The organism is Pseudomonas xanthosomatis (assembly GCF_019139835.1).
Lineage (GTDB): Bacteria > Pseudomonadota > Gammaproteobacteria > Pseudomonadales > Pseudomonadaceae > Aquipseudomonas > Aquipseudomonas fakonensis.
Genome location: NZ_CP077075.1, coordinates 1231698 through 1249005, shown reverse-complemented (window position 1 = coordinate 1249005; position 17308 = coordinate 1231698). Strand labels below are relative to the sequence as shown.

The 17308-nt window shown below is 63.4% G+C and carries 12 protein-coding genes; 9 read left to right on the top strand and 3 right to left on the bottom strand.

Annotated features, from left to right (window positions below; translation table 11 throughout):
- The first annotated feature begins 156 nt into the window (after nt 1–156).
- The 4 genes from KSS93_RS05405 (at nt 157) to KSS93_RS05390 (ending at nt 6191) form a co-directional block, all read left to right on the top strand.
- Nucleotides 157–2079, top strand: a complete 1923-nt coding sequence (locus KSS93_RS05405; RefSeq protein WP_217841490.1) for a PrkA family serine protein kinase — start codon at nt 157–159, stop codon at nt 2077–2079.
- A 118-nt stretch (nt 2080–2197) separates the two neighbouring features.
- On the top strand, nt 2198–3469 hold the full coding sequence (locus tag KSS93_RS05400) for a YeaH/YhbH family protein (RefSeq protein WP_217841489.1): 1272 nt from the start codon (nt 2198–2200) through the stop codon (nt 3467–3469).
- Nucleotides 3466–5034, top strand: coding sequence for a SpoVR family protein (locus KSS93_RS05395; RefSeq protein ID WP_217887469.1), 1569 nt, complete (start codon nt 3466–3468; stop codon nt 5032–5034). The genes KSS93_RS05400 and KSS93_RS05395 overlap by 4 nt, the downstream gene beginning before the upstream one ends.
- A gap of 59 nt (nt 5035–5093) precedes the next feature.
- Nucleotides 5094–6191, top strand: a complete 1098-nt coding sequence (locus tag KSS93_RS05390) for a tRNA nucleotidyltransferase/poly(A) polymerase-related protein (RefSeq protein WP_217887468.1) — start codon at nt 5094–5096, stop codon at nt 6189–6191.
- A gap of 106 nt (nt 6192–6297) precedes the next feature.
- Here the strand turns inward: KSS93_RS05390 and folK are convergent, their stop codons facing one another.
- Together folK and folB are read right to left on the bottom strand one after the other, a co-directional pair.
- Nucleotides 6298–6807 (bottom strand): 2-amino-4-hydroxy-6-hydroxymethyldihydropteridine diphosphokinase, encoded by a 510-nt coding sequence (gene folK, locus KSS93_RS05385; RefSeq protein WP_217887467.1) that lies wholly within the window; start codon nt 6805–6807, stop codon nt 6298–6300.
- Entirely contained in the window at nt 6798–7154 is a 357-nt protein-coding gene (gene folB, locus KSS93_RS05380; RefSeq protein WP_217887466.1) for a dihydroneopterin aldolase, read from the bottom strand. The genes folK and folB overlap by 10 nt, the downstream gene beginning before the upstream one ends.
- A gap of 74 nt (nt 7155–7228) precedes the next feature.
- Between folB and plsY the strand changes: the two genes are divergently transcribed.
- Complete coding sequence (plsY, locus tag KSS93_RS05375; RefSeq protein ID WP_217887465.1) at nt 7229–7798, top strand: glycerol-3-phosphate 1-O-acyltransferase PlsY; 570 nt, start codon at nt 7229–7231, stop codon at nt 7796–7798.
- A 26-nt stretch (nt 7799–7824) separates the two neighbouring features.
- Here plsY and tsaD read toward each other — a convergent pair whose 3' ends face one another.
- Nucleotides 7825–8850: a tRNA (adenosine(37)-N6)-threonylcarbamoyltransferase complex transferase subunit TsaD gene (gene tsaD, locus KSS93_RS05370; protein WP_217887464.1), complete on the bottom strand. Its 1026-nt coding sequence runs from the start codon at nt 8848–8850 to the stop codon at nt 7825–7827.
- Between the two features lie 205 nt (nt 8851–9055).
- On the opposite strand from tsaD, the gene rpsU reads away from it, so the two are divergent.
- The 4 genes from rpsU (at nt 9056) to KSS93_RS05350 (ending at nt 17300) form a co-directional block, all read left to right on the top strand.
- Entirely contained in the window at nt 9056–9271 is a 216-nt protein-coding gene (rpsU, locus tag KSS93_RS05365) for a 30S ribosomal protein S21 (RefSeq protein WP_003255575.1), read from the top strand.
- A gap of 278 nt (nt 9272–9549) precedes the next feature.
- Nucleotides 9550–11532 (top strand): DNA primase, encoded by a 1983-nt coding sequence (gene dnaG, locus KSS93_RS05360; protein WP_217887463.1) that lies wholly within the window; start codon nt 9550–9552, stop codon nt 11530–11532.
- A gap of 67 nt (nt 11533–11599) precedes the next feature.
- Nucleotides 11600–13450 (top strand): RNA polymerase sigma factor RpoD, encoded by a 1851-nt coding sequence (gene rpoD, locus KSS93_RS05355; protein ID WP_217887462.1) that lies wholly within the window; start codon nt 11600–11602, stop codon nt 13448–13450.
- A 106-nt stretch (nt 13451–13556) separates the two neighbouring features.
- Nucleotides 13557–17300 (top strand): EAL domain-containing protein, encoded by a 3744-nt coding sequence (locus tag KSS93_RS05350; RefSeq protein ID WP_217887461.1) that lies wholly within the window; start codon nt 13557–13559, stop codon nt 17298–17300.
- The last annotated feature ends 8 nt before the right edge of the window (nt 17301–17308 follow it).

Genomic DNA, 17308 nt, shown 5'->3' with positions numbered 1-17308 from the left:
CCATCCAAAAAAGGGGAGAGCCGGTACACCGGCGTGCGGGTCATCGGTAGCGTTTCAGGGTGTTCTGGGGGGTACACAGCAGTCGGTTTGCCGATTGCATGCCAGCATCAGCTGACTGATCCGGCGTCGTCTCCACGTATCGAGCGAGGTGACGTCATGAGTATTTTTAGCCACTTCCAACAACGCTTCGAGTCCACGCGCCAGGAAGAACTCTCGCTGCAGGAGTACCTCGAGCTGTGCAAAGAGGATCGCAGTGCCTACGCATCGGCGGCTGAACGGCTGTTGCTGGCCATCGGTGAGCCGGAACTGATCGACACCTCAAGCAACTCCAGGCTGTCGCGGATCTTCTCCAACAAGGTGATTCGCCGCTATCCGGCCTTTGCCGACTTCCATGGCATGGAAGAGTGCATCGACCAGATCGTCTCCTACTTCCGCCACGCCGCCCAAGGCCTGGAAGAGAAGAAACAAATCCTTTATCTGCTGGGCCCGGTAGGCGGCGGCAAGTCGTCGTTGGCCGAAAAACTCAAGCAGCTGATGGAAAAGGTGCCCTTCTACGCCATCAAGGGCTCACCGGTATTCGAATCGCCCTTGGGCCTGTTCAACGCCACCGAAGACGGGGCGATCCTCGAAGAGGAATACGGCATCTCGCGGCGCTACCTCAACACCATCATGTCGCCCTGGGCCACCAAGCGCCTGCAGGAATTCGGCGGCGACATCAGCAAGTTCCGGGTGGTCAAGCTCTACCCGTCCATCCTCAACCAGATTGCCATCGCCAAGACCGAACCCGGTGACGAGAACAACCAGGATATCTCGGCACTGGTGGGCAAGGTGGATATCCGCAAGCTCGAGGAATTCCCGCAGAACGACGCCGACGCCTACAGCTACTCGGGCGCGCTGTGCCGGGCCAACCAGGGCCTGATGGAATTCGTCGAGATGTTCAAGGCCCCCATCAAAGTGCTGCACCCGTTGCTTACCGCCACACAGGAAGGCAACTACAACAGCACCGAGGGCCTCGGGGCGATTCCCTATACCGGCATCCTGCTGGCCCACTCCAACGAATCGGAGTGGCACACCTTCCGCAACAACAAGAACAACGAAGCCTTCATCGACCGTATCTACATCGTCAAGGTGCCGTACTGCCTGCGGGTCAGCGACGAGATCAAGATCTACGACAAGCTGCTGATCAACAGCTCGCTGGCCAAGGCCCATTGCGCGCCCGACACCCTCAAGATGCTCGCCCAGTTCACCGTGCTGTCGCGGCTCAAGGAGCCGGAAAACTCGAACATCTATTCGAAAATGCGCGTGTATGACGGCGAGAACCTCAAGGACACCGACCCCAAGGCCAAGTCGATCCAGGAGTACCGCGACTCCGCCGGCGTAGACGAGGGCATGAACGGCCTGTCGACCCGTTTCGCCTTCAAGATCCTCTCCAAGGTGTTCAACTTCGACCCCCATGAAGTGGCCGCCAACCCGGTGCACCTGCTGTATGTGCTGGAGCAGCAGATCGAGCAGGAGCAGTTCCCGGCCGAGGTGCGCGAGCGCTACCTGCGCTACCTGAAAGAGTACCTGGCCCCGCGCTACATCGAGTTCATCGGCAAAGAAATCCAGACTGCATACCTGGAATCCTACAGCGAGTACGGCCAGAACATCTTCGACCGCTACGTGCTGTACGCCGACTTCTGGATCCAGGACCAGGAATACCGCGACCCGGAAACCGGCGAAATCCTCAACCGCATCGCCCTCAACGAAGAGCTGGAAAAAATCGAGAAACCGGCCGGTATCAGCAACCCGAAGGACTTCCGCAACGAGATCGTCAACTTCGTGCTGCGTGCCCGCGCCAACAACAACGGCAAGAACCCCAGCTGGCTCAGCTACGAGAAGCTGCGGGTGGTGATCGAGAAGAAAATGTTCTCCAACACCGAGGACCTGCTGCCGGTCATCAGTTTCAACGCCAAGGCCAGCAAGGAGGATCAACAGAAGCACAACGACTTCGTCACCCGGATGGTCGAACGCGGCTACACCGACAAACAGGTACGCCTGCTGTCGGAATGGTACCTGCGGGTCCGCAAATCGCAGTAAAAGCGAAACGTCACGGGCGGGTGCGCGCAGGCGCCCCCGCAGCCGTGGCGGCAGCCAGCGCTTTTGCTTGCAGCTCGTAGCTTGAAGCTTGCAGCTGTAACCCGCTATCGGAGGGCCCATGAGCTACGTAATCGACCGACGCCTGAACGGCAAGAACAAGAGCACGGTCAACCGCCAGCGCTTCTTGCGGCGCTACCGTGAGCACATCAAGAAAGCCGTCGAAGAAGCCGTAAGCCGCCGCTCCATCATGGACATGGAGCATGGCGAACAGATCAGCATCCCTGGCCGCGACATCGACGAGCCGGTGCTGCACCACGGCCGCGGCGGCAAGCAGACCGTGGTTCATCCCGGCAACAAGGAATTCACCGCCGGAGAGCACATCGCCCGCCCGCAGGGTGGCGGTGGTGGCGGCGGGCGCGGCAAGGCCGGCAACTCCGGCGAAGGCATGGACGAGTTCGTCTTCCAGATCACCCAGGAAGAGTTCCTCGAATTCATGTTCGAGGACCTCGAGCTGCCGAACCTGGTCAAGCGCCACCTCACCGGCGCCGACACCTTCAAAACCGTGCGCGCCGGCATCGCCAACGAAGGCAACCCGTCACGCATCAACATCGTGCGCACGCTGCGTTCAGCCCATGCCCGGCGTATCGCCCTGACCGGCAGCAGCCGCGCACTGTTGCGCGAGGCGCAAAAGGAGCTTGAGCGCCTGCGGGTCGAAGAACCTGACAACTTCACCGACATTCAGGAGACCGAAGCCGAGATCGTGCGGCTGAAGGCACGCATCAACCGCCTGCCGTTCCTCGACACCTTCGACCTCAAGTACAACCTGCTGGTCAAGCAGCCCAACCCCAGCTCGAAAGCCGTGATGTTCTGCCTGATGGATGTTTCCGGCTCGATGACCCAGGCCACCAAGGATATCGCCAAGCGCTTCTTCATCCTCTTGTACCTGTTCCTCAAACGGAACTACGACCGCATCGAAGTGGTGTTCATCCGCCACCACACCAGCGCACGCGAAGTGGACGAGGAAGAGTTCTTCTACTCCCGCGAGACCGGCGGCACCATCGTTTCCAGCGCGCTCAAGCTGATGCAGGAGATCATGGCCGAACGCTACCCGGCCAGCGACTGGAACATCTACGCAGCCCAGGCCTCCGACGGCGACAACTGGAACGACGATTCGCCGATCTGCCGCGACATTCTGTCCAAGCAGATCATGCCTCACGTGCAGTACTACACTTACGTCGAGATCACGCCGCGTGAGCATCAGGCGCTGTGGTACGAATACGAGCGTATCGGCGAGAGCTTCCCCGACACCTTCGCCCAGCAACAGTTGGTATCGGCCGGCGACATCTACCCGGTCTTCCGTGAACTCTTCCAGCGCAGGTTAGCCACATGACCGCCAGAGCACAGAGACGCCAGCCCATTTCAGTCGGCTCGGAGTGGACCTTCGAGCTGATCCAGACGTACGACCGCGAAATCAGCCGCCTGGCCGCGCGCTACGCACTGGATACCTACCCCAACCAGATCGAGGTGATCACCGCCGAGCAGATGATGGACGCCTACGCCTCGGTGGGCATGCCGCTGGGCTACCACCACTGGTCTTACGGCAAGCAGTTCCTCAGCACCGAAAAGTCCTACAGCCGCGGCCAGATGGGCCTGGCTTACGAGATCGTGATCAACTCCGACCCCTGCATCGCCTACCTGATGGAAGAAAACACCATGTGCATGCAGGCACTGGTGATCGCCCACGCCTGCTACGGCCACAACAGTTTCTTCAAGGGCAACTACCTGTTCCGCACCTGGACCGACGCCACCTCGATCATCGATTACCTGGTGTTCGCCAAGCAGTACATCGCCCAGTGTGAAGAGCGCCACGGTATCGATGCCGTGGAAGACCTGATCGACTCCTGCCACGCGCTGATGAACTACGGCGTCGACCGCTACAAGCGCCCCTATCCGATCTCCGCCGAAGAAGAACGGCGGCGCCAGAAAGACCGTGAAGAGCACCTGCAGCGCCAGATCAACGACCTGTGGCGCACCATCCCCAAGAGCGCCGAAAAAGGCGGGGAGCGCGACGATGCGCGGTTTCCTTCCGAACCGCAGGAAAACATCCTCTATTTCATCGAGAAGAACGCCCCGCTGCTCGAACCCTGGCAACGCGAAGTGGTGCGCATCGTGCGCAAGATCGCCCAGTACTTCTACCCGCAGCGGCAAACCCAAGTAATGAACGAAGGTTGGGCGACCTTCTGGCACTACACCCTGATGAACGACCTGTACGACGAGGGGCTGATCACCGAAGGCTTCATGATGGAGTTCTTGCAGTCGCACACCAGCGTGGTCTTCCAGCCCGGCTTCGACAGCCCGTACTACAGCGGCATCAACCCCTATGCCCTGGGCTTTGCCATGTACACCGACATCCGCCGCATGTGCGAAAACCCCACCGAGGAAGACCGCCGCTGGTTCCCAGACATTGCCGGCAGCGACTGGCTGTCGACCATCAAGTTCGCCATGAGCAGCTTCAAGGATGAGAGCTTCATTCTGCAGTACCTTTCCCCGAAGGTGATCCGCGACCTCAAGCTGTTCAGCATCCTTGACGACGACCAGCGCGATGACCTGCTGGTACCGGCAATCCACGACGAAGACGGCTACCGCACCATTCGCGAACAGCTGGCCGCGCAGTACAACCTGGGCAACCGCGAGCCCAACGTGCAGATCTGGAGCGTCGACCGGCGCGGCGACCGCTCCCTCACCCTTCGCCACCAGCAGCACAACCGCAAGCCGCTGGGCGACTCCACCGACGAAGTGCTCAAGCACCTGCACCGCCTGTGGGGCTTCGACATCCACCTGGAGACCGTACAGGGCGATCAGGTGATGAAGACCCACCACATGCCGCCGCGCAACGAACACGGCGACACCAGTGAGTATGGGCGGATGGACCTGGCCGTGGTGCACCACCTCTAGCGCAAGCCTGCCCCGTTTCTGCCGACAAGGTATCCTGTCGGCAGAAATGGAGGTTTCACATGCAGATCTACAAGGTTGGCGGCGCCGTGCGCGACCGCCTGCTCGGCCGCCCGGTCAGCGACGTCGACTGGCTGGTGGTCGGCGCCACCGTCGAACAGATGCAGGCCGAAGGTTATCGCCCGGTGGGTGCCGATTTTCCGGTGTTCCTGCACCCGCACACCGGCGAGGAATACGCCCTGGCCCGCACCGAGCGCAAGAGTGGCCGCGGCTACGGCGGCTTCACCTTCCACGCAAGCCCTGATGTCACCCTCGAAGAAGACCTGATTCGTCGTGACCTGACCATCAACGCCATGGCCGAAGACGAACAGGGCACGCTGTACGACCCGTACCACGGCAAGCACGATCTCGATCAACGCATTCTGCGCCATGTTTCCCCGGCGTTCGCCGAAGATCCCCTGCGCGTGCTGCGCGTTGCCCGCTTCGCTGCCCGCTACGCGCCGCTGGGCTTCAAGGTAGCCGACGAAACGCTGGCACTGATGCGCCAGATCGCCGAATCGGGCGAATTGCAGGCACTGACCGCCGAACGCAGCTGGAAGGAGATCGAGCGGGCGCTGATGGAAAGCGAGCCACAGGTGTTCATAGAAGTGCTGCGCAGTTGTGGCGCACTGCAAGAACTGATGCCGGAGCTTGCGCAAAGCACCGATAGCCTGGCCGCGCTGCACCAGGCCGCACAGCGCCAGCAAACGCTGCCGGTGCGTTGGGCGTGCCTGCTGCGTGGGCGTGAGGCTGCGGCGATCAAGGCGCTCAACCAGCGCTTCAAGGCCCCGCGTGAATGCCAGGAGTTGGCGGTATTGGTGGGTGAGTTCGCCGAGCGTGCCGACCATGCGCTGGCACTGGCGCCAGCCGACCTGCTGGAAATGCTGCAGAAGTTCGATGTGTACCGGCGCCCGCAGCGTTTCGAGGATTTTATCGCCGCCTGTGAAATGGCGGCGCTGGGCTCAGGCTATCCACAGGGCCAGTACCTGCGCGGCGCGGCTGAGGCTGCACGGGCGGTGGATGTGAAGCCCTTGGTGGAACAAGGGCTGACCGGCCAGGGCTTGGGCGAAGCGCTAAAGGGTGAGCGCCTGAAAGCGCTAGAGGCCTACACGGCAGGTTGATTCCAGGTGGCTTGCCGGCGATGAGGCCAGCTCAGATTTAAACCTGTGCCTGCAACAGCACCGCCCCTGTGGGAGCGGGCTTGCCCGCGAATAGGCCGGCACAGACTCACACCTGAGTCAGCTGCAACCCCCGCCATTCGAACGCCACCGGTGCCAGCACCTGGTCGATGCTCGCCTCGTGCCACAGCTGCGCCATGGGCTTGCCCGCCCCCGGGTGCAGCAGGTCCGGCGCCAGCAGCGCCAGCGGCCACAGCACGAAGGCGTTCTTCAGAATCTCTGCCCGTGGCAGCACCAAACCATCGAAGGTGCCGTGCAGCCCGTCGTACATCAGCACGTCGATATCCAGCGGCAAGCCCTTGCGGTCCGGTGCGTAGCGGCCATTGTCGGCCTCGATGAACTTGAGCCGGCGGTCCAGCTCCAGCAGCGGCAGGTCGGTCTTGCCGGTCACCACGAAATTGATGAACGGCCCGCTCTTGATCCCCACCGCCTGGCTCTCGAACGCCGGCGAGCAGCGCATGTCGGTGAGTATCGCCGCCAGCGCATCGAGCCCCGCGCACAGGTGCCGTTCGCGGTCGATATTGCTGCCAAGCCCGAGGTAAACCGTACTCAAAGGCATCCGCGCTCGATCTCCACGCCCACGCCGCCACGCGCCGCCGGTACCGCGCCCGGCTTGGTCAGTTTCAGCCGCACCCAGGGAATGTTGAATTCGGCCATCAGCACCGCCACCAGGCGCTCGGCGAAGGTCTCCACCAGTTCGAAGCGGGCCTGCTCGGCAAATGCCTGGATACGCGCAGTCACGCTGGCGTAGTCCAGCGCCAGGGCCAGGTCGTCACCGGCGGCGGCCGGGCGGTTGTCCCAGGCAAAATTCAGGTCCAGGCGCAGGCACTGGCGAATATCCCGCTCCCAGTCATAGGCACCGATGACGGTATCGACTTCCAGGCCTTCGATGAACACTCTGTCCAAGCACTTCTCTCCACAGCACGACAAGGGCGACGGGCGCCGTTAGAATCGGGGCGTCCTCGCCCGGAATAGTTAGCATGTTTTGGTCACTGGCGCTGCTTGCCTACCTGCTTGGCTCCGTGTCTTTCGCCATCGTCCTGAGCCGCCTCAGCGGCAGCCCCGACCCGCGCTCCAGCGGTTCGGGCAACGCCGGCGCCACCAACATGCTGCGCCTGGCAGGGCGCAAGCTGGCGATCCTCACCCTGCTGGGCGATCTGTGCAAGGGCATGCTGCCGGTGCTGCTGGCTCGCCTGGCCGGGCTCGACCTGCAGGAGCAAGCCTGGGTCGGCGTCTGCGCCGTGCTCGGCCACCTGCTGCCGCTGTACTTTCGCTTCCAGGGCGGCAAGGGCGTGGCCACTGCGGCCGGCATGCTCATGGCCCTGTACTTCCCGGCGGCGCTGCTGGCCATCGGCGCCTGGCTGCTGACCTTCCGCCTCACCCGCACCAGCTCGCTCGCGGCGCTGATCGCCACCCCGCTGACACTGCCCCTGCTGGCTTGGCGCGAACCTTCGGCGCTACTACCGATGACCGTGCTGACGCTGATGATCGTGTGGCGCCACCGCAGCAACCTGCGCGACCTGTTCGCCGGGCGCGAGCGGCATTTCTAGCGCGCCCGCCACGGCCCGGCAAAGTTTCAGACCGGCGGCAGCTGCTCCATCGGCCAGCGCGCCTGCACGCTGATTGCCAGGTCCTGCTGCTGGCCGGCCAGCAGGCGCTGGCAACCGGCGTAGGCGATCATGGCGCCGTTATCGGTGCAAAACCGCGGGCGGGCGTAATAAACGTTGCCCTTGATGCTCGCCAGCATGTCTTCCAGTGCTTCGCGCAAGGCCTTGTTGGCGCTCACGCCACCGGCAATGACCAGGCGCTTGAGGCCAGTCTGCTTGAGGGCGCGCTTGCACTTGAAGGTCAAAGTCTCCACCACCGCCTGCTGGAACGCCAGCGACACGTCGCAACGGGTTTGCTCGTTGTCGTCCCCGGCGTCACGGCACTGCTGCCAGGTGTTCAGGGCGAAGGTTTTCAGGCCGCTGAAACTGAACTGCAGGCCCGGGCGGTCGCACATCGGCCGCGGGAAGGTAAAGCGCCCAGGCGTACCCTGCTCGGCCAGGCGGGCGATTTCCGGCCCGCCCGGGTAGTTCAGGCCGATCAGCTTGGCGGTCTTGTCGAAGGCCTCGCCAGCGGCGTCGTCCAGGCTTTCGCCCAGCAGTTCGTACTGGCCGATGCCGTCGACCTTCACCAGCTGCGTATGGCCGCCCGACACCAACAAGGCGACGAACGGAAATTCCGGCGGCTGCTCTTCGAGCATCGGCGCCAGCAGGTGGCCTTCCATATGGTGCACGCCGATGGACGGTATGCCCCAGGCGAACGCCAGCGCCTGGGCGCAGGAGGCGCCCACCAGCAGCGCGCCCACCAGGCCTGGGCCTGCGGTGTAGGCGATGGCGTCGATGTCGGTGGCGACGCAGTCGGCCTCCTGCAGCACCTGGCGGATCAGCGGCAGCATGCGCTTGACGTGATCGCGCGAGGCAAGCTCGGGTACCACGCCGCCAAAGGCGCGGTGCAGGTCGATCTGGCTGAACAGCGCGTCGGCCAACAGGCCGCGTTCACTGTCGTATAATGCGACGCCAGTTTCGTCGCAGGATGTTTCCAATCCCAGTACTAGCATGGGTCCGTGCCTTGTAGAGGCTGAATTCGAAGCCGCGCATGATAGTCCCCGTACCCAGTGCCGACCAGCGGTTTTCGATCAGAGGCTTTGCATTCCGGCCAGCTAAGGGTTAACATCCGCAACCCTTGAAAACCGACGTTCTCCAGCACACCTTATGTTTTGCCAGGAGCACGTCTACCCCGGTAATGAATTAAGGTAGCCCTGGATGCCAGCCGTCAAAGTTAAAGAGAACGAACCCTTCGACGTAGCTCTGCGTCGTTTCAAGCGCTCCTGCGAAAAAGCCGGTGTACTGGCTGAAGTTCGTAGCCGCGAGTTTTACGAGAAGCCGACCGCAGAGCGTAAGCGCAAAGCAGCTGCTGCTGTTAAGCGTCACGCCAAGAAAGTTCAGCGCGAACAGCGCCGCGCCGTTCGTCTGTACTGATACAGGCGTTCTACGCAAAGCTTCTGCCCCGCCCGGCCTCGTGCCGGGCTGATGGCAGCGGTCGTTTCAAGCCCTTGGCCATGCGCCATGGGTGCCCCGGCAAAAGCCACGGGCAACCTGCTGCAACGCGTCAGAACTGGTTTTTGACCAGTCGTGCACGTCCTTTCTGACGAGCCCTAACCGGCTGTGACGAGCACAACACCTCTTCCCGCAACACCCCGCACCCATACCCGCGCACAAGCGTTTAGACTTGCCAGTTGCCAGATGACGAGGCTGCCATGGCCGGGCTGATTCCCCAGAGCTTCATTGACGACCTGATCAACCGCCTCGATATCGTCGATGTGGTGAGTTCGCGCGTCCAGCTGAAAAAGACCGGCAAGAACTACTCCGCCTGCTGCCCGTTCCACAAGGAGAAGACCCCCTCCTTCACGGTCAGCCCCGACAAGCAGTTCTACTACTGCTTCGGTTGCGGCGCCGGTGGCAACGCCCTGGGCTTCGTCATGGACCACGACAACCTGGACTTCCCCCAGGCCGTCGAGGAACTGGCCCGCGCCGCGGGCATGGAAGTGCCCCGCGAGCAGGGCCGACGTGACCACAAGCCGCGCCAGCCCACCGACTCGCCACTGTACCCGCTGCTCGAAGCCGCATCCGAGTTCTATCGCCAGGCCCTGCGCGGCCACCCCACGCGCAAGGCCGCAGTGGACTACCTCAAGGGCCGGGGCTTGTCTGGCGAGATCGCCCGCGACTTCGGCCTGGGCTTCGCCCCGCCGGGCTGGGACAACCTGCTCAAGCACCTGGGTGCCGACTCGCTGCAGCAAAAGGTGATGATCGACGCCGGCCTGCTGATCGAAAACGCCGAGAGCGGCAAGCGCTACGACCGCTTCCGTGACCGGGTGATGTTCCCGATCCGCGACAGCCGCGGGCGCATCATCGCCTTCGGCGGCCGGGTACTGGGCGACGACAAGCCCAAGTACCTGAACTCCCCGGAAACCCCGGTATTCCACAAGGGCCAGGAGCTTTACGGGCTGTACGAAGCGCGCAAGCACAACCGCAACCTCGACGAGATCATCGTCGTCGAGGGCTACATGGACGTCATCGCCCTGGCCCAGCAAGGGCTGCGCAATGCCGTGGCCACCCTCGGCACCGCCACCAGCGAAGAGCACCTCAAGCGCCTGTTCCGCGTGGTGCCCAGCGTATTGTTCTGCTTCGACGGCGACCAGGCCGGGCGCAAGGCCGCCTGGCGCGCCCTGGAGTCGACCCTGTCGGCGCTGCAGGACGGGCGCCGCGCGCGCTTTTTGTTCCTGCCCGAAGGCGAAGACCCCGATAGCCTGGTGCGTGCCGAGGGCACCGACGCCTTCCGCGCGCGCATCAACCAGCACGCCCAGCCGCTGGCCGACTACTTCTTCGAGCAACTGAGCGCCGAAGCCGACCCGCGCTCGCTGGAAGGCAAGGCGCACATGGCGACCCTGGCCGCACCGCTGATCGAAAAGGTCCCCGGCGCCAACCTGCGCCAGCTGATGCGCAACCGCCTGAAGGAAATCACCGGCCTCGACACGCAGCAGGCCGAGCAACTGGCGCAACAGGCGCCGGCGCCCGGCAGCGTGCCGGACTACGACCCTGGCTACGACTACGACGCCATGGCCAGCTACACCCCGGACTACGGCGACATGCCGCAGCACGACTACGCCCCTGCGCACCAGGAGCCGGAGTGGAAACCGAACAAAGGCGGTGGCAAGAAGCCTTGGAGCGACAAGCCCTGGGACAAGAACCGCAAGGGCGGCAAGCCCTGGCAGCAGCGCGACGAAGCGCCGCCACGGGTGCCGGCACCTGTCGAGCCACCGGCATTGGCCGCGCTGCGCACCCTGCTGCACCACCCGCTGCTGGCCGGCAAGGTCGAGGATGCCAGCCACTTCGCCGACGAAGAGCACCTGTACAGCCAGCTGCTGGTGGCGCTGATCGAAGCCGCGCAGAAAAATCCTAAGCTAAGCTCAATGCAGCTGATTGCACGCTGGCATGGCACCGAGCAAGGCCGCTTGCTACGGGCCCTGGCGGAAAAGGAATGGCTGATCGTGGCCGACAACCTTGAACAACAGTTTTTCGACACTATAACTAGCTTGTCCGCCCGCCAACGCGAGCGCAGCCTGGAACAACTGCTCAGGAAATCACGTCAAAGTGAATTGACCAGCGAGGAAAAAACCCAGCTCCTCGCCCTGCTGAGCCGGAATGTTCCCGCACAAACGCCGACCTCATCTGGCGCGTGAGGCCCATGCTCGGGTATAATCCTCGGCTTGTTTTTTGCCCGCCAAGACCTTCAGTGGATAGGGTGTTATGTCCGGAAAAGCGCAACAGCAATCTCGTATCAAAGAGTTGATCACCCGCGGTCGTGAGCAGGGCTACCTGACTTACGCGGAGGTCAACGACCACCTGCCTGAGGATATTTCAGATCCGGAACAGGTGGAAGACATCATCCGCATGATCAACGACATGGGGATCAACGTATTCGAGAGTGCTCCGGATGCGGATGCCCTGCTGTTGGCGGAAGCCGACACCGACGAAGCGGCGGCCGAAGAAGCCGCTGCCGCGTTGGCAGCAGTCGAAACCGATATCGGCCGCACGACCGACCCGGTGCGCATGTACATGCGTGAAATGGGTACTGTCGAGCTGCTGACCCGCGAAGGCGAGATCGAAATCGCCAAGCGCATCGAGGAAGGCATCCGTGAAGTCATGGGCGCCATCGCCCACTTCCCGGGCACCGTCGATTACATCCTCGGCGAATACGACCGCGTCACCGCCGAAGGCGGCCGCCTGTCCGACGTGCTGAGCGGCTACATCGACCCCGATGACAACATTGCCGCGCCGACCGAAGAAGTGCCGGTGCCGGGTGCCAAAGCCCCGGCAGCCAAGGAAGAGTCGGACGACGAGGAAGAAGAAAGCGAAGGCAGCGACGACGAGGAAGAGACCGAAAGCGGTCCCGACCCAGTGGTTGCAGCCCAGCGTTTCGGCGCCGTTGCCGATCAGCTCCAGGCCACCCTCAAGGTCGTGAAGAAAAACGGTCGCAGCGCCAAGGACAGCATCGCTGCCCTGCAGGCCCTGGCAGACCTGTTCATGCCGATCAAACTGGTGCCCAAGCAGTTCGACGTACTGGTCGAGCGCGTGCGCGACGCCCTGAACCGCCTGCGCCAGCAAGAGCGTGCAATCATGCAGCTGTGCGTGCGTGATGCGCGCATGCCGCGTGCCGACTTCCTGCGTCTGTTCCCGAGCAACGAGACCGACCAGACCTGGTCCGGTGACCTGGCCAAGCGCAACACCAAGTGGGCTGCCGCCCTGGGTGAGAAAGACGCCGCCATCGTCGCCTGTCAGCAGAAACTGATCGACCTTGAGACCGAAACCGGCCTGACCGTCGCCGAAATCAAGGAAGTCAACCGTCGCATGTCCATCGGCGAGGCGAAAGCCCGTCGCGCCAAGAAGGAAATGGTCGAGGCCAACCTGCGTCTGGTGATTTCCATTGCGAAGAAGTACACCAACCGTGGTCTGCAGTTCCTCGACCTGATCCAGGAAGGCAACATCGGCCTGATGAAGGCGGTGGACAAGTTCGAATACCGTCGCGGTTACAAGTTCTCGACCTACGCCACCTGGTGGATCCGCCAGGCGATCACCCGTTCGATCGCCGACCAGGCACGCACCATCCGTATTCCGGTGCACATGATCGAGACGATCAACAAGCTCAACCGTATTTCCCGCCAGATGCTGCAGGAAATGGGCCGTGAACCGACCCCGGAAGAGCTGGGTGAGCGCATGGAAATGCCTGAGGACAAGATCCGCAAGGTATTGAAGATCGCTAAAGAGCCGATCTCCATGGAAACCCCGATCGGCGACGACGAAGATTCGCACCTGGGCGACTTCATCGAGGACTCCACCATGCAGTCCCCGATCGACGTAGCCACGGTCGAAAGCCTCAAGGAAGCCACCCGCGACGTGCTCTCGGGCCTGACCGCACGCGAAGCCAAGGTGCTGCGCATGCGTTTCGGTATCGACATGAACACCGACCACACCCTCGAAGAAGTCGGCAAGCAGTTTGACGTGACCCGTGAGCGGATCCGTCAGATCGAAGCCAAGGCGCTGCGCAAGCTGCGCCACCCGACGCGAAGCGAGCACCTGCGCTCCTTCCTCGACGAGTGATGACGAACCCCGGCCCAGGCCGGGGTTTTTCTTGCCTGCGAAACGGCTCTGGGCAGCGCCGGCCCGTCTACACTCGTTTTCAGACCCACTGAATCGAGAGGCCGCTATGCCCCTGATGCCGGCCCTTCTGTTGCTGTTGCTGTGCCTGTGGCACACGACCGCCGGCGCGCTGACCCTGACTGACGAAGAAAAAGCCTGGCTGGCTGCCCACCCGCAACTGCGCCTGGGCGTGGATGCGTCTTGGCCGCCGTTCGAGTTTCGCGACCAGGAAGGTCGCTACCAGGGATTGGCCGCCGACTACATCGCGCTCATACAGGAGCGGCTGGGGGTTACCCTCAAGCCGGTCGAGCCCAGCAGCTGGACCGAGGTGCTCGAGCAGGCGCGCAATAACGGCCTCGACCTGCTGCCCGGCATCATGTCCACTCCCGAACGGCAGAACTACCTGTCCTTCACCCGCCCCTACCTCGACTTCCCGATCGTCATCCTCGCCCACTCCGGCGGCCCGCAACCGCGCAACCTCAACGACCTGTACGGCCTGAAGATCGCCGTGGTGGAGAACTACGCACCCCACGAGCTACTGCGTACCCACCACCCCGACCTCAACCTGGTGGCCATGCCCAACGTCAGCTCCGCACTGCAGGCGCTGGCCACCGACGAGGTGGACGCGGTGGTCGGCGACCTTGCCTCGAGCATCTGGAGCCTGCGCCAGCTCAAGCTCGACGGCCTTTACGTCAGCGGCGAGACGCCCTACCGCTACCAGCTGGCCATGGCCGCCCCGCGGGAGCAGAAGATCCTGGTCGGCATCCTCGACAAGGTCATGGCCGACATGAGCAGCGGCGAGATCAGCCATATCCAGCAGCGCTGGGTGGGCAACGTGGTCGACCAGCGCAGTTTCTGGCACGACATGCTGCTGTACGGCCTGCCCGCCATACTGCTGCTGGTGACCATCCTCGCCGTGGTGATCCGCATCAACCGCCGCTTAAGCTCGGAAATTTCCCGGCGCATCGCCCTCGAGCAGGAACTGCGCAGCAGCGAATACCACTACCGCGGCCTGATCGAAAGCCTCTCGGCAATCGCCTGGGAGGCCGACGCCAACGACTTCACCTACAGCTACGTGTCGCCCCACGCCGAGGACCTGCTCGGCTACCCCTTGAGCGAGTGGCTCAAGCCCGGCTTCTGGCGCAGCATCCTGCACCCTGAAGATGCGCTGTGGGCGCAAGCCTTCTGCGACAGCGAAACCGCAGCCGGCCGCGACCACAGCCTGGACTACCGGGTGCTGCGCGCCGACGGCCACAGCCTGTGGGTGCGCAATATCGTCAGCATGATCCAGCACGGTCACAAGCCACTGATGCGCGGCCTGATGATCGACATCAGCGAGACCAAAAACGCCGAGGGCGCCCTGCGCCTGTCCGAGCAGAAGTTCGCCTCGGTGTTCCAGCAATGCCCGGACATTTTGGTCATTGCCCGGCACAGCGACGGCTGCCTGCTGGAGGTAAACGAAGCGTTCGAGGAGCAGATCGGCCTGAGCCCGGCGCAGGTGCTGGGCCGCACGGCCACCGAGCTTGGGCTGTGGGGCGTCGGCGGCACTGGCCCGGCACTGCTCGAACGCCTGCACCGCGGCGGTATCCGCAACATGGAAATGACCTTCCGGCGCAGCAACGGCCAGTTGTTCACCGGCCTCACCTCGGTCGAAACCTTCGAACTCGACGGCACCCTGGCGCTGGTAGTGGCGGTGCGCGACATCAGCCAGCTCAAGGAAACCCAGCAGCAGTTGCAAACCTCCGAGGAGAAGTTCGCCAAGGCCTTCCACGCCTCGCCCGATGGCCTGCTGCTGTCGCGCCTGCGCGACGGCATGCTGGTGGAGGTCAACGAGGGCTTCCGCCGCCTGACCGGCTACGACATCAGCCCCGGCATCGACCAGACCGCGCTGGACTTAGGCATATGGGTCGACCTCAACGAGCGCCAGCAACTGATCGAACTGCTGCACCGCGACGGCTTCGTACGCGACTTGAGCTGCCATATTCGTCGCAGCGACGGCCAGATACGCCTGTGCGAACTCTCCGCCCGGCCCCTGCCGATCGGTGACGAGGACTGCATGCTGACCATCGCCCGCGACATCACCGAGCGCCACCTGATGCAGGAAAAACTGCAACTGGCCGCCACGGTGTTCGAGAACACCGCCGAAGGCGTGCTGATCACCGACACCGACCAGCGCATCAGCGCGGTCAACCGCGCCTTCAGCGAGATCACCGGCTACAGCGAAATCGAAGCCCTCGGACAAACCCCGCGCCTGCTCGCCTCCGGCCAGCACGACAGCGCCTTTTATGCGGCCATGTGGCACCAGCTCACCGCCGAAGGCCACTGGCAGGGCGAAATCTACAACAAGCGCAAGAACGGCGAGCTGTACCCAGGCTGGCTGACCATCAGCGCGGTACGTAACAACGAGCGCGAGATCACCCACTTCGTCGCCGTGTTCGCCGACATCTCCAGCCTCAAGCACGCCCAGGCCAAGCTCGACTACCAGGCCCACCACGACCCGCTGACCGGCCTGCCCAACCGCACCCTGTTCGAAAACCGCCTGCAGGCGGCCCTGAGCTGCGCGCAACTGTCCAACCGCCAGGGCGCGGTGCTGTTCCTCGACCTCGACCGCTTCAAGCACATCAACGACAGCCTCGGCCACCCGGTCGGCGACCTGCTGCTCAAGGGCATCGCCCAACGCCTGAAGGAGCAGGTACGCGACGTCGACACCGTGGCCCGCCTGGGCGGCGACGAGTTCATCATCCTGCTGCCCGGCCTGCACAAGCCCAGCGACGCCAGCGCCATCGCCAACAAACTGCTGGCCTGCTTCCATGCGCCATTCCAGGCTGGCGAGCACGAGTTCTTCACCAGCGCCAGCATCGGCATCAGCCTGTATCCGCAGGACGGCAGCGACACCGCCGAGCTGATCCGCAATGCCGACGCCGCCATGTACCGCTCCAAGGCCAAGGGCCGCAACCGCGTCGAAGCCTACACCCGCGACCTCACCGCCCAGGCCAGCGAGCGCATCGCCCTGGAGCACGAGCTGCGCCGCGCCATCGAGCGCAACGAGCTGAGCCTGAACTTCCAGCCCAAGTTCAGCCTCAAGACCCAAAGCCTGGTGGGCGCCGAAGCGCTGATCCGCTGGACCCACCCAAGCTTGGGCGAAGTGCCGCCCGAGCAGTTCATCCACCTGGCCGAAGAGAACGGCAGCATCCTGCAGATCGGCGACTGGGTGCTGGAGCAGGCCTGCCGGCAGATGCACGCCTGGAAGCGCGCGTACCACGCCTTCGGCCCGCTGTCGATCAACCTGGCCGGCGCCCAGCTGCGCCAGCCCAGCCTGGCCAAACGTATCGAACAGTTGCTCAAGACCTACCAGCTCAAGGCCGGCGACCTGCAACTGGAGATCACCGAAAACTTCATCATGAGCCAGGCCGAAGAGGCCCTGGCGATCCTCCACCAGCTCAAGCAACTGGGTGTGCAGCTGGCCATCGACGACTTCGGCACCGGTTATTCTTCGCTCAGCTACCTCAAGCGCCTGCCGCTGGACATCCTGAAGATCGACCAGTCGTTCATCCGCGGCCTGCCCGACGACCCCCACGACGCCGCCATCGCCCGCGCCATCATCGCGCTCGGGCGCAGCATGCAATTGACCATCATCGCCGAGGGCGTGGAGAACCAGGCCCAGCAGCGTTTTCTCGCCGCCGAAGGCTGCGAGCAGATCCAGGGCTACATCGTCAGCCTGCCGCTGCCCCCCGCCGAATTCGCCGCAACCTTCCTGCGCATAGCACTATCGGATCTTTCAGATGGCACGGTATCGAAACCATCGTTATAATCCGGCCA

Coding starts and splice junctions, on each gene's coding strand:
- tsaD (WP_217887464.1), bottom strand. CDS start 8,850: ATGCTAGTACTGGGATTGGAAACATCCTGCGACGAAACTGGCGTCGCA.
- rpoD (WP_217887462.1), top strand. CDS start 11,600: ATGTCCGGAAAAGCGCAACAGCAATCTCGTATCAAAGAGTTGATCACC.
- rpsU (WP_003255575.1), top strand. CDS start 9,056: ATGCCAGCCGTCAAAGTTAAAGAGAACGAACCCTTCGACGTAGCTCTG.
- folK (WP_217887467.1), bottom strand. CDS start 6,807: ATGCCTTTGAGTACGGTTTACCTCGGGCTTGGCAGCAATATCGACCGC.
- KSS93_RS05390 (WP_217887468.1), top strand. CDS start 5,094: ATGCAGATCTACAAGGTTGGCGGCGCCGTGCGCGACCGCCTGCTCGGC.
- KSS93_RS05400 (WP_217841489.1), top strand. CDS start 2,198: ATGAGCTACGTAATCGACCGACGCCTGAACGGCAAGAACAAGAGCACG.
- KSS93_RS05350 (WP_217887461.1), top strand. CDS start 13,557: ATGCCCCTGATGCCGGCCCTTCTGTTGCTGTTGCTGTGCCTGTGGCAC.
- plsY (WP_217887465.1), top strand. CDS start 7,229: ATGTTTTGGTCACTGGCGCTGCTTGCCTACCTGCTTGGCTCCGTGTCT.
- KSS93_RS05395 (WP_217887469.1), top strand. CDS start 3,466: ATGACCGCCAGAGCACAGAGACGCCAGCCCATTTCAGTCGGCTCGGAG.
- dnaG (WP_217887463.1), top strand. CDS start 9,550: ATGGCCGGGCTGATTCCCCAGAGCTTCATTGACGACCTGATCAACCGC.
- KSS93_RS05405 (WP_217841490.1), top strand. CDS start 157: ATGAGTATTTTTAGCCACTTCCAACAACGCTTCGAGTCCACGCGCCAG.